7 protein-coding genes are annotated in these 13,878 nt (G+C 43.4%); all 7 read right to left on the reverse strand.

The window, feature by feature from the left end:
* Positions 1–5 precede the first annotated feature (5 nt).
* The 7 genes from HDC92_RS12295 to HDC92_RS12325 are packed head-to-tail and all read right to left on the reverse strand — an operon-like array spanning position 6 to position 13,488.
* Positions 6–725, reverse strand: coding sequence for an SGNH/GDSL hydrolase family protein (locus tag HDC92_RS12295; protein WP_183874817.1), 720 nt, complete (start codon positions 723–725; stop codon positions 6–8).
* Positions 726–777: 52 nt separating this feature from the next.
* Positions 778–2,394, reverse strand: coding sequence for a glycoside hydrolase (locus HDC92_RS12300; RefSeq protein WP_183874819.1), 1,617 nt, complete (start codon positions 2,392–2,394; stop codon positions 778–780).
* The gene (locus HDC92_RS12305; protein ID WP_255484518.1) at positions 2,394–3,986 is read right to left on the reverse strand and encodes a DUF4625 domain-containing protein; all 1,593 of its coding nucleotides are present in this window, start codon (positions 3,984–3,986) and stop codon (positions 2,394–2,396) included. The genes HDC92_RS12300 and HDC92_RS12305 overlap by 1 nt, the downstream gene beginning before the upstream one ends.
* A gap of 30 nt (positions 3,987–4,016) precedes the next feature.
* On the reverse strand, positions 4,017–5,723 hold the full coding sequence (locus HDC92_RS12310) for a RagB/SusD family nutrient uptake outer membrane protein (RefSeq protein WP_015809674.1): 1,707 nt from the start codon (positions 5,721–5,723) through the stop codon (positions 4,017–4,019).
* 21 nt (positions 5,724–5,744) lie between these two features.
* The gene (locus HDC92_RS12315) at positions 5,745–8,558 is read right to left on the reverse strand and encodes a SusC/RagA family TonB-linked outer membrane protein (RefSeq protein ID WP_183874823.1); all 2,814 of its coding nucleotides are present in this window, start codon (positions 8,556–8,558) and stop codon (positions 5,745–5,747) included.
* 37 nt (positions 8,559–8,595) lie between these two features.
* Positions 8,596–10,359, reverse strand: coding sequence for a RagB/SusD family nutrient uptake outer membrane protein (locus tag HDC92_RS12320; RefSeq protein ID WP_015809676.1), 1,764 nt, complete (start codon positions 10,357–10,359; stop codon positions 8,596–8,598).
* A gap of 18 nt (positions 10,360–10,377) precedes the next feature.
* Positions 10,378–13,488, reverse strand: a complete 3,111-nt coding sequence (locus HDC92_RS12325; RefSeq protein ID WP_183874825.1) for a SusC/RagA family TonB-linked outer membrane protein — start codon at positions 13,486–13,488, stop codon at positions 10,378–10,380.
* Positions 13,489–13,878: the final 390 nt, after the last annotated feature.

Here is a 13,878-nt window from a genome sequence, read left to right on the forward strand (position 1 = left end):
AAGAATTATTTGAAATAACAGAACAACTCATCAGCGATGATCTGATGTCCTTTTTTATTAGGATGGTTACTTTGAGCCATATAATCTTTTAAGTTCCGCCCATTTTTTGCCAGTGCTTTAAATTCCCCAAAACTATCGGACAGGCCGATATGGTATTTTTTTGCCAGTGTAATGAGCTGCTCTGTGTGCTGCTGCAAAGGGTTATCTTCCTGAAGTATATTGGTGCTGATATCTGGAGAGGGTGTAAGCAATATGACCTTAATATGCCTGCTCAAAGCCACCTTGATCATTCTTTCCATGGCAATTTTCGACCTTTCCAGACCGACCCCCCTGTCGTTTAATGCGTAATCAATAAACAATACATCCGGTCTGTGAACAAGCACCTCATTTTTCAACCGTTTTTGCCCCTGTTCGGAGTTTTCGCCACCAATGGAAGTCGTGATCACATTGATGACCGCAAAAGGATACTTTTGTTTTAATTTAGCCAGTAAGGCATGCGGATAGGCATCCAGGGTGTTGACATCAGGGGTTGCAAAATAACCGGTAGGTACGGAATGTCCGTGAAATACCAGGTTGATGGTATGGTTTTCAGGCCATTTTTTTTCCAGTTCAGCTTTCAGTGCCGAAAGGTAGGTATCAGGAGCTGCGATTTGCTGTGCAGCTGCATGCTGAACGAAAAAACCAGTTAAGAAAAATAAAAAGACAAATAAATGGGGTCTGTTCATAAAAAACTATGGGGATTTAAATTTCATCATAATGGTTATCGGATATTCAGGCTCAATGGTAAGTGCCAACAAGTGTAACTACCGACCGGGGTACGATCTTTACTTTCTCTGCCGAAGCAGTTGTTTTTTTAAGGTTATTTTGTGCATCAGTAGTGTATACGTTCAGCAGGTTCCCTGCCAGTTTAAAGACAGTACCTGCGGCCCTAAGCTGAAATTCTTTTTCCTTCTGCTCCGGATTAACAATTACAACTACTATTTTTTTTGCGGTTTCATCTTTATAAGCAGAAACCATGAGAGAAGCTGCCCCTTCAACCGGACCGGCAATACCATCTGTCTTTACCCCGATACGCTTCATTCCCGGACGGATAAAACGGGAATAATTTCCCATCGCCCATAGTTGTTTGGACTCTAATACCTCACCATCATTTTTACATCCTGCGGCATTGATCATCCCCGAAGGGTCATTGATATACACGAGGGCATCACTGTAATTATAAGGACTGATGGACAGCCACCATTGCCAGGAAGTAACATTGGCAATGGTAAGGTCGTGATGGATCACCTTGGCTACATACAGCCCATAATCGATCCCGGTATTTCGCGGGCCGCCATTGTATTGGTTGCAGATGTTGCCCAATATACCGAATTCAGTTTGCCATACTTCCAGCAAGGGGTCTGTTTGTTTGGCCTTTGCAGCAACCTGCTCACGCACATGGATCAGGTTGTTATCCGGACATGTTGTAAAATAACTGTGTCCGGAAATAATACGCTTAACATTTGGACGATCAGCAATATAATGAGCAGAAGCGGGCGAAAAGAACTCGCTGATCTGATCACCCCGGCCATCTGTATTCTTTCCATAAAGAAAATCCCATTGCCCGGCTTCGCCTATCACCATCTGCGTTTTCGGACTTTCTAAGGGAAGCTTTGCAGAAACAGCTTTCACCAGATCTGCTATTTCTGCATTCGTTGCCTGTGAACCTTCCTGGCTGATCCTGTCCCTTCCCCAGAACCACTGCGGTTCATTTACGGGGCTTAAAAAGTCAAATTTAAAATGAGCAGAAACCGCAGACATGAATGCTGCATAAGCATTTGTCATACCGGCCTTTATATTCAGGTTCGGTGTATTGCTGTTGTTATAGGCCTTCCCATTCCCGCTCATAAAAGCAGGAGGAGTAAGCGAGAAACCCAGAGTATAAGCTACCCCCCGTTGTTTAGCCGCTTTCAGAAACCATTGCTGCCCTTTCTGTTTTTCCCAGTTATAAGTACCGTTTTCATTTAAAAAGCATTCTTCCCTGCGCCATTCATCAGGAATATTACTTTCCGCACCTTGTTCGTAACTACCCGATCCAATGTTAAACCGCCATAAAGACAGGCCTATACCTTTCGGCTTGCCATCTGAAGTCGTATCTGTACTGAATAAAAGATCAGCAATACGGTTCTTTTTCTGCAGATCGGACCAGTTGCCCACATATTTTGCCGACCAGCAATCGGAGGCCCCAAAACTGTGAATGGTCTGCTTTTCTTCAGTTAAACTGATCCTGATGCTTTGAGGAGCACCAGGACCAGGATTTTTTATTATTTTCTTCTGGGCAAAGACTAAAGGGTTAAATACGGACATCAAAATGATGAGCACAAAGGAAGGCAAAGAAGCACGCATATATTCCATTAATTACCTGTTCTGATTAACCTTAACCGCTCTAATGCCATATCGTAAGTTGCTTTAAAAGTACCTGCAGTATTGTGCGAAAACCCGTAATTGGTACCTGCACTGATCAGTCCCACAGCACTCACGATATCTATCGGATCGCCATAATCGTCTTTCATATTTGCCCTGGCACTCAACAACCTGAACCAGCCATTGGTACTGTTAACGAATTCTTTAGGTGCCGTAAAATTCAGGTTAACGGAATTTCCGGTAGTTTTGAAAGTCCCGGTATACAGGAAGTTATGGTTGGCTTCTTTCATTAGTTTTGGGGAAGTGGCTACTTCGGCCCAGCCTGCTGTTCCATCTACAACACTACTAATTACAGCCAGGTAAGCATAAGGTTTATTGGCGGCCCAACCCGGATATTTAGTGGCATCCACAAAGGGCTTGGAGGGCGTAAAAGGAACAGCCGTTATTGAACGGGCAGTCATGTCTACGGTAATACGGTAATATCCTTTCTGTGTTACCGGTAATTTAAAGTTGGCTTCGGCCAAAACCGGGGTCACTTTACCTGTAGCAGTCGCACTGTTGCCCAATACATTGGTCCCATCCAGCGTATACAAAGCCGCCGCCTGGGTAGTAGCCGTAAAGGGTCTGTCATTTCCTAAAAAGGCAATAAAACGAATATTGTCACTGGCTTCATTGCGGTAGTAATAATCGACCACAAAACTATTGGCTCCTTGTTTTTTCATAGAAAGTAAGGTACCAATACCCCTTGCATTGCCGCCATTGTCATAACCCTGATTGGTTACCTCGGCCATATTTTCTGCATCCGACAAATACAATCTATCCATATAACCAACGGTTATTACACCGCTTTTGATAGATTTATTTCCACTGGCATCAGTTGCTTTGATCAGGTATTGGTATTCTCCTACCTTACCTGCCGGTAAGGCAAATGTTTTGCTGTAAGCATAACTGTTTTGCTGGCCAGCAACAGGGCTGATCAGCTCTTCCTTGTTGACGAGTTCTCCGGAAGCGGTTTCTCCCCATACTTTTACTTCAATAGCAGCAATTCCAATTGCATCAGTTATGCCGGCCGCCACATCAATATTAATGGGATCGTTTGCCAAACCGTAAAATCTGGTTATAGTGGGTTTGGTAACAGTAATTACAGGGGGTAAAAGATCTGGTGTATAGCCAGGAATCTGGTTTTGTGCAGAAAGGTCCTCTACTTTTACCTTTGCTTTTGCAATTCCGCCTTTACTGTTGGTTATGGTCAGTTCAACGTTATGCTCAGTAACATTTACATCTTTTGAAACCACAAAGGTCTGGTTTACGGTATAGCTGGTTTTATTGTCGGCCGTCACTTCAGCGTCCAGCCCCCACTCGCCGTTTTTTAACTTCACCTTACTGATCCCATCGGCATCTTGCAGTGTGGCCTGAACCACCAGTTTATATTCAGGGCCTATCCATAGCAGCTGGGCTACAGCTTGTTTTACCTGCGGAACAGCTGTGGGTTCGGCTTCAGGAAACATTAAAGGTTTGCTGCAGGCAGCTATGCCAATCATTACCATGATCAGCGCTGTTAAATTATTAAATACTTTTTTCATGATCATTATATGATTAATCAATGATAAAACTTACCAGCCCGGATTTTGGACCAGACTTCCGTTACTTTTAAGCACCTCAACTTCGGGAATAGGGTATAAATACATGCGTTCGCTAAATGTCCTGTCTTCCGCCTTAACCACCAGATAACTAAAACTTCCATTTGTATTTTTCGTGATCTTCATGGCCATTACCGGTCTATTCTCTGTTTGTGCAGCAATTTTCCATCTCCTGACATCGAAGAAACGGTGTTCTTCAAATGCAAGCTCAACCCGTCGTTCGTTTCTGATGCGTAAACGCATTTCATCAACTGAAAGACCGGGAGGAAGAGGTGGCATAGCAATACCCGTCCGGGCCCTGACCATATCTACGGCTTTTTTTGCCGACATGCTATAACCGGCCGTAACGTCGGGGCCATAAGCTTCATTCATCGCTTCGGCATAGTTTAACAGCACCTCTGCATACCGGAAGATCATCCAGGTATGCAAACTGGTCGCCCCCTGGGCCAGGTTCAGGTTTTCGTCCACGTATTTGCGGATATAGTAACCGGTCGTAGTTGCCTTAAATTTACCAAGCCCATCCAAACCACCTACCCAGGCTTCCACCGGGCGTCCTTTAAAGGAAGTATTGCTGACCAGTATGCTAAGCCCTAAGCGTGGATCTCTGTTCGCATATGGATTGGCCGGATCATAACCTGACCCATTTTCAGTTATAGCAAGGCCCGTAGTTTTCATTTCATAAGCATCTACCAGATTCTGTGATGGAGAGGTGCTCCCCAAACCTCCCTGGTCATAGCCAATAGGGTAATTGTATTTTTCATAATCGTTTCTGTTATAACCCTGCTGTGCGAAAATGATCTCCGGGTTTCCATCAGCCCCATTCCCCAACCTAAACAATCCTCTATAGTCAGTATGCAAGCCATACTTATTCAGGGCAATTACATCGTGCGCTGCTTTTGCGGCCTTTTGCCATTTGGTAATATCATTGGATGCATTATTAAGCGGACTGGCAGCATATAGCAATACCCTTGCTTTCAGTGCCATTGCCGCTCCTTTGGTTACCCTGCCACGCCACTTGTCGCCATCAAAACCTACCCAGCTCTCGTTCAGCAGGGGCACTACCGCATCACACTCATCGGAAATAAATTGAACACATTCCTCATAAGTTTTTCGCTTATAAGTATTCAGTTCATCAATATCCGTTACAGATTTTAGCAGAATAGGTACTCCCCCATAACGTTTAATAAGCTCAGCATAGTAATATGCCCGTAAAAAGCGGTTTTCGGCCCTTAACCATTCTAAATCCCGTACTCTGTATTTATAAAGGTCTTTATTGGTTACATTAATGGTATCTCTGTAGATCAGGTTTTTAAAATCTGCCGATTCTTCCAGAAAAAGATTTGCCCGCCTGATGCCCTGGTAAAACAGTCCCCATACATCTTCAGGATTAAATGTAGCATTCCAGGTGCCCGTATTAAACCGCTGAATACTTGAAATATTGTCTGCATGATCGGCTTCATCACAACCTGAGGCCAGCATGGCACCATTGATCCGGTTATAGCCAATGGTATTAAAAAGGAAGGCATAAGCCCCATATCCTGCCTGTGAAATGCGGTCATAGTTCACAAATACCTGATCGTCCTTAACATTAGTTGGAATTTCCCTGTCCAGGTAATCCTTACAGCCCATAAAGGTGGTTAGAATTGCCATCAACCCTAACATAAATCTTTTAAGTTTCATACGCTATCTTTATTTATCGGGTTAAAATTTGACACTTAAACCCGCAGTATATGTTTTAATATTAGGATAACCGGCACTCAGCGTTTCCGGATCAACATTCACGTCCAGATCATCCCAGGTTAGCAGGTTTAAACCGCTAACAAATACCTTCACACTTTGCAAACGAAGTTTAGCGGTTACACTTTTGGGCAGGGTATAACCCAGTTCCACATTTCTTAACCTGAGGAAATTGGCACTCCGCACCCAAAAATCGGAAGTCCTGTAATTGTTTGCACTCACCTCGGTAGTCAACCGTGGAAAGGTAGCTGAATTCGGATTTTCCGGAGTCCAGTAACCTTCCGATGCCCATTTGATGATGTTGTTGTTATTTACAAAAGGCTGGAACATCGCTCCGCTTAACAACACGCTTCTGTGTGCTACCCCCTGAAAAAAGAAATCAAGATTGAAGCCCTTATAACCAATACCTGTATTAAAAGCATAAGTTATTTCAGGATAAATATGGCGCCCGACAGCGACCTCATCGTTCACATCGATGATCCCGTCGTTATTCTGGTCTTTATACTTAAGGTCTCCTGGCCTTACTACCGAGAAGGTTTGCTGCGGGCTGCTGATGATATCACTTTCATTTTTAAAAAAACCAATCGCCTCAAGCCCAAAGAACTGACCTACCGGTCTGTTTAACCTGGAGCTATAGGCTTCTTTTCTGGGTATATCGTAATTGGCCTTAACCCTATTTCGCGCGAATGAAAATTGTCCGCCTATATAATAGTCAACCGCGCCAACCCGATCATTAAATCTGGTAAAGAGCTCTGTACCATAACTCAACACCTTACCTTTGTTTTGGCGCATCCCATCGGCAATACCCGACATTGCAGGTGTGGCATTACCCATATCCACCAGGATATCCGATCGCATTTCCCGATAAATATCAGCTCCGAAGCTCAGTTTGCTGTTAAAGGCTTTTGCCTCTATACCCAGGTTATAGATCATCCCTTTCTCCCAGGTAATATCCGGATTGGCAGTACCCAGCTGTACCAGCGCATTGTAAAAACTGGTTCCTGTTCCAAAATAATATCCCTGCCCAGTCTGCGTGCCCCAATATTGATTATAATTAAACCTTGGTGAGCCTTTATCATTGCCTACCAGTCCTGCAGAGGCCCTCAATTTCAGGTAATTGATTGCTGAGTTTTCTTTCCAGAAACCTTCTTTATGGATTAGCCATCCCCCAGACAGGGCAGGGAAAAACCCGAAGCGCTTGCCCGGAGCGTAGTTTTCAATGCCACTATACGAAAAAGAGAATTCCGCAAAGTATTTATCTTTAAAGCCATAATTAAACCTGCCGGCAAGGTTTTGCATGGCAAAAGCCGACTGATTGCCCAGCACAGTATACTTATCCTGCTGGTACATCAGCATACCGCTAAGCTCACTGTTGTTAAATTTACGGTTGTAATCAAAGCCCGCCTGCAATATGACCCGGTTATTTTCGTAGTTAGGGTCTGTCCTTACAGTAAGGTCTGTATTAAGTCCGCGCTGTAAGTAATAAACGTAGGGTTCACCATCCGTATTGGTACCCACAATCGGTTCCGCATAAGCATAATCCCTTGTTTTATCGTACCTGTTATTAAACTCATTGTCGAACAACAAGGAACCGAACACACTTAGGCCCCTTGTAAGCACATCCAATTTCTGGTTTACCCTTACAGACGATTGGATATTGCGGTCATGCCGGGAAAAATAACCTTTCTCTAAAAGGTAGCCAACCGGGTTTATAGGGTAATTGGCACTACCTGTAATCTGTCCGTCCGGACTTCTTACTGTATATAAATTGGGTGCATAACTCGCCATACTCTTCCATAGGTCCTCTGTAGATATGGTCGGGAACATCCTGTCCTGTATATTCCCCCCTAAACCAATCGCGGCAGATAAATTTTTAGTGATGTTCAAATCAATATTTCCCCTGAAATTGATGCGCTTAAAATTGATGTTGGAATTCGTTTCCTGATTGGTATTGGCATATAACCCCTCATTGGCCATATAACCTACCATCAAAAAATACTTTACCTTATCGTTACCGCCGTTAAATGTAAGTGCGTAATCCTGAAGGACTGCATTTTTCCGAAGGATCTCGTCATACCAGTTTACACTAGGGTATAAATAAGGATCTGTTCCTTCTTTATAACCGTTCAGCTGTTTTTCTGTATAGATGGGAGGGAGCCCGTCATTTGTCCTTGCTACGTTATGCAATCTGGCATAATCATAAGAGTTTGCAAATTCGGGCAGCAATACGGGCGACTGCAAGCCATAGCGCGCGTTAAAAGAAATATTGATCTTATCACTTACTTTTCCCCGCTTTGTAGTCACCAAAAGCGCTCCGTTACCACCCCTTACACCATACATAGCCAATGCTGCAGCATCTTTTAGAACGGTAACACTTTCAATTTCGTCTACAGCTATATAACTTAAGCTATTGATCTGAATGCCATCAACCAGTACCAGATAACCATTGTTGGCAGTTGTATGCATGCCCCGGATAGCAAAGCTTGGATCATCAAATCCGGGTGCGCCACCATTGTTTAATATCGAGACCCCGGTGAGCCTGCCAATAAGTGAATTGGATAGTGATGCCGTATGTGTGGTACGCAATTCGTTACCACTTACACTGGCCATAGCCGAGGTAACCTGGTCTTTGTTTTGCCGGCCGTAGGCTACACTCACTTTTTCATTTATATTTTTTAATGAGTCAGAAAGCTTTGTACTGTCATTTACTTGCGCAATCACAGATAAAGGCAATGCTAACCCCATTAAAAGAAAAATCCTATTTAATTGAAAATTCATAATAATTGCGTTTTGTTTGAAAAATTAGGCAAAGAGACTACCATCCCGGGTTTTGAATTAAATAGCCCAAATCTATTTCTGTGCTGTTAAAAGGATATAAATACATCTTATCTTCCCATACCCGGTCTTCAAACTTTTCCAGTTTATAGGTTGGGGAAGTCCCTCCATACAATTTAAGGCTCCACATTCCACCCTTCATTACCCCTTCCTGTCCTGCAATTTTCCAGCGGCGGACATCAAAATACCGGTGCTCTTCAAAAGCAAGCTCTACTCCTCTTTCCCGGCGGATTTTCTGACGCATGTCATCCTGGCTGGTATAACTGATCCCAGGCATATTTACCCTGGCCCTGATTTCATTTAAAGCATTTGTGATTTCTGTTGAAGAACCATTCACTTCGTTAAGCGCTTCAGCATAGTTCAGATAAAACTCCGCCAGCCGGAAAGTAATCCATCTTGGAGCGGCAGAACCATTCGAAACCCCCTTTACGAATTTTCTTAAGAACCCAACGCCATTATACCTGTCCAGCTGCTTGGAACCCTGTTCATAAAAATGATATCTGGTACCTGAGCCCCTGGACCATTCTGTGCCTGACTGGAATACAGAAGCCTGAAAACGCGGATCAAGTTCACCCAGTTTTTGCTGATACTGTGCATAAGGATAAGCTGTTCCCGGAACCTCATTCCAGGTTTGATCTGTTCCATCAGCCTTTTGATAGAATTTGGCAAAATTAAAGGTGATGCCTACATTAACCGGATCAGAGCCCGTATAAACGATTGTACCAGGTGTCAAAAAACGTACAAAATAATTGTTGGTCTGCAAGCCCTGGATCCCTGCATCCAGAATGATCTCGCTCACATTCGGGTTGATAAAGATCTCTTCATAGCGGTCTATAGGATTTGTTTTTCCTTTATAAAGTTCAAGGCCCCACTTTTGGGCAGAATCCAGTACCATTTTACTGGCATTGGCCGCCAGCTGCCAGCGCTCAGCCTTATAGCCATCTGCATAGCCAATCATCGCCCTCAGTTTCGGATCGCTTACAGGTACATAAGTTTCGTTGGAATTGAAAAGCGGACTGGCCGCATACAACAGTACCCTTGCTTTTAAAGCATAGGCAGCGGCCCTGATGATCCGGCCCCTGTAATTGCTGGAATAGCTCACAGGCAAATCATTGGCAATATCATTACAGCTTTTAACAATAAAGTTGACCGTTTCTTCATAAGTGCTTCTTGGAATTCTTACGCCGGGAACATCTTCGGCTGAAGAAACCTTGAGTACTTTGTCAACAATCGGGATTCCGCCCAAACGCTGCATCAGGTCAAAATGCATCAGTGCACGTAAAAATATGGCCTCTGCTTTCATTGCCCGTTTTTCCTGATCCGAAAAAGGTGCTTTATCCACATTTTCTATAAAGATGTTTGCATTCCTGATACCCTTCCAGGGGTACTCGCTCCTGAATTCATAAAATTTTATATCATTTGGGCCCCAGTTCCCCTTATTCATGGCTTCTGCCCCGGTCAGATTGGCAAAAGCATCTGCCTCATCGGTAGCTGCAGCCACAATGGTATATGTAGCACCATAATGGTAGTAATTATTTTCACCGGAAGTCCAGTAATAAGGGAATTCATAAATAGAGGCAGTTCTGTAAACTGTCCATAGAAACTGCTCAGTTTTGTCGCGTGAAGCAAAAACATCATTCAGTGTGACATCGCTGCTCACAGGTTTTTCCAGATACTTTTTACAGGAAGAAAGTATAGAGGAAAATAAGATCAGACCGCTTATAAAGCATAAATATCTTTTCATATCAATTGTTTTTTATGATTAAAATTGAAAATTGACACCACAGTTAAATACCCTGTTAGGCGGCGTTACACGTCCCCATAACTCCCGGGCATCAGGGTCTTTGCTATATTTTAAATCAGTCCAGGTAATCAGGTTATTCCCGCTCACAAATACCCTCATAGAGCTTAGTCCTACCCTTTGCAAAGCTTTGGTAGCAAACCTGTAACCCAGCTCAATGTTTTTAAACCGGAAATAAGAGGCGTCCTGCACCCAAAAACTTGAAGGCTGATAATTGTGCTGTTTATCTGGTGAAAGTTCTACCCTTGGAAAGTCTATCTTGTCTCCATTGGCATAACGTTCAGGTGTCCAACGCTCCAGATGCCATTCCTGTGCGGCACTCCAGTCGGACACAAAAGGATAGGCTGCCGTATTGCTGAAACTTACCGAAACATGGTCTGTTCCCTGGAAAAGAACGGCCAGGTCAAAACCCTTCCAGGATACTCCTCCTGAAATACTATAGTTAATTTCAGGAGAACTGGAATAACCAATATTTCCCATATCGTCTGTTGTGATCTTTCCATCCCCATTCAGGTCCTTATATTTCATATCACCCGGCTTCAGCCCCGTTCCCTCCCATTGGGATTTGGGCCTGTTCGGGTCATCAATTTCCGCCTGGGTATTGTAAAACCCTTCAAAAGTTAACCCGAAATACTGATCAATGGGTCTGCCTGTACGCTGTAACCACTCGTACACCCGGGTTGGTTCATCCTGGTAAATGATCTTGTTCCTGGCAAAAGAATATGCGCCCTTAAGCCAGTAATTTAACGACCCTACCTGATCCTTATAGCCCAGCTCCAGTTCATACCCATGGTTTTTTACTTTACCGATATTGGCGGCAGGCAATTCTGCAGATACCAGTTCCGGAACGGTAGATAGCGTCCAGAGAATATTGTCCCTTTTTTCTTCAAAATAATCACCAGTCAGAGACAAGCGGTCTGAAAAGAACCGCAGTTCAGCACCGATATTGTATTTTACCGCAGTTTCCCAGGTTACATCAGGATTGCCCAATGCACCTTCGGTATAGACATTGTAAACTGCCATATTTGTACCCTGCTGACCAAAAACCACCTTTTGAAAACCACCGTTTCCGAGTGCATAAGGACCATCCAGATATAAATACCGCTTTCCGCCAATTTTGTCATTCCCTACTTCACCGTAAGACCCTCTGATCTTTAAAAAGGAAAGCCATTTATTTTTCCCGATGAAAGGTTCTTCAGTAGCCACCCAACCGAGCGAATAGGATGGAAAGAGCCCGAAACGCTTACCTTCGGGGAAATTCTCGGAACCATTATAGCCCATATTAAATTCTGCAAGGTAGCGGTTCTTGTAATCGTAGGTTACCCTCGATACAAAGCCCAGATAACCGGTTGGTAATTTATAGGCCAGATCAGGAAAATAGGCCTTCTGCAAATTTGCCAGCAATAAACCCGACACATTATGACCTCCTTCGAATGACCTTTTATAATCTACAGCCAGTTCACCGTACATTTTCCTGAATTTATCTCTTCTGCTGTCATTTATCCCTTCAGACAAGCCATAATAAGGGCCTTCTTCTTTACTCTGATATAAAATATAGCCTCCGGGACTGGCGGCATTTTTCATAACCGTGTAGGCAGGAAAGTACTTACTCCGTACAGCCGTTTTCAGGTAGTAAGTATCATAGGCACCCATAGCCCGTACCGACAAGCCCCGGGTTATTCTGTCCAGCTTATAATTAATGGAAAGATTGGTATTTAAGGTATTGGCAAACATTTCTGTAATAAAACCACCACCCGAACTTGTCAGGCCAGGTTGTCCCCATGGGTTAAAATGAGGTACGCCCGAAGGCAGACCGATAACCCCTTCAATGTACTTTCCATCTACAAAAGCGGGGCTGGACATGGGTGAGGCATTTGCAGCCCTGTCAATAGCAGAATAGGCACCGCCATTTGGTGCTACGTTATCGGTAATCTGCTCCCCGAGCTTTACCGACATGGACAGATCTTTCGTCAGGTCGAAATCAAAATTCATCCTGATGGTATAATTGTCGTATTTATGCTTGTATGGCAGTCCAAAATCCTGTTCGGGCTGGTTATAGGCCCCGCCCTGATTAAAGTAACCGAAGGAGGTAAAATACCTTAACTTTTCTGTTCCGCCAGAGATATTGGCATTATACCGCTGCTGAAACGATACAGGACTGATCAATTCTTTAATCCAGTCTTTACTTGGGTGAAATATCGGGTCTTCACCACTTTTATATAACCTAAGGTCTTCCTCACTAAAAGTTGGTGTTTTACCCATATTTGTCTCCGCCTCATTTCTCAACACAGCATAATCATAAGAATTGAGGTATTTTGGAAGTATAATGGGCTGTACAGCAGCCACATTTCCGGTAAAATTTACAACAGGTGTTCCTATCTTTCCCTGTTTGGTAGTAATGATGATTACCCCGTTTGCACCACGAACACCATAAACTGCTGTAGAAGAGGCATCTTTCAGTATGTTGATGGATTCTATCTCATTTGGGTCTATGTTGTTATAGGTTTCCCTTTCCACCCCATCCACCATAATCAAGGGGTCCCTACCCCCGGCATTCAGTGTGGCCATACCCCTGATCCTGATCTGGGCTTTATCGCTTCCAAATTCGCCGGAACTTTGAATGGCCTGTATGCCGCTGGATAAACCAATTAAGGCATTGCTAATTCCGGCAACAGGTGCCCTGACCAGGTCGGCACCGGATACAGAGGTGATTGCCCCAGTAGAGGTGATCTTTTTCTGTACCCCATAGCCCACAACAAGCACTTCATCCAGTTGCTGCTTGTCGGCCTCCATAGATTCAGTAATAAAAGTCCGCCCCTTTATGGAAACTTCCTTTGTGCTGAAACCAATAAATGAAAGGATCAGGACGTCTGTGCCTGATGCCTTGATTAAGAATTCCCCATTCGAATCGGTTACTGTAGCTACTTTGGAGTTTTTTACTTTTACACCTACTCCAGGTAAGGGTATACCCGCTTCAGTGATCTTTCCCCGGATATTTACAGTCTGCGCCAAGGCTTTTTGGAAAAGCAGAAGGGAGAATACCCATGTAAAAATGAGTATAGCTTTTTTCATATCTGTTTAATTGAGATTTGGTTTAAATATTTGGTTGTATTATTGGTTATACAATATTGTAGATATAAAGGCTCTGAAAAAATAGACCTTTTTAGGGAAATAATGGACAATTTTCTGCTAATACTTTTAAGTGATACCGTGCAGGGACACAACGCTATTGTCCTTCAGCAAAATTTCTTAGGGGCCGGTAACGTAATCTATGCAGCAAAATTATTGACAAGCCTCCAAAAACCGTTTTTAAAACTATCATTTTAATACCAAGCTTAGTTTAACCTTTTCATTTAAAAATGGACAATATTACAATTATCAGCATTCAATATCACAATAAAATAAGCCCTAAAGAAACCCCTGTTTAAACATCAAATTTCATCCAGCAGTAAATCAACAACT

The sequence above is a fragment of the Pedobacter sp. AK017 genome, from assembly GCF_014200825.1.
GTDB classification, from domain to species: domain Bacteria; phylum Bacteroidota; class Bacteroidia; order Sphingobacteriales; family Sphingobacteriaceae; genus Pedobacter; species Pedobacter heparinus.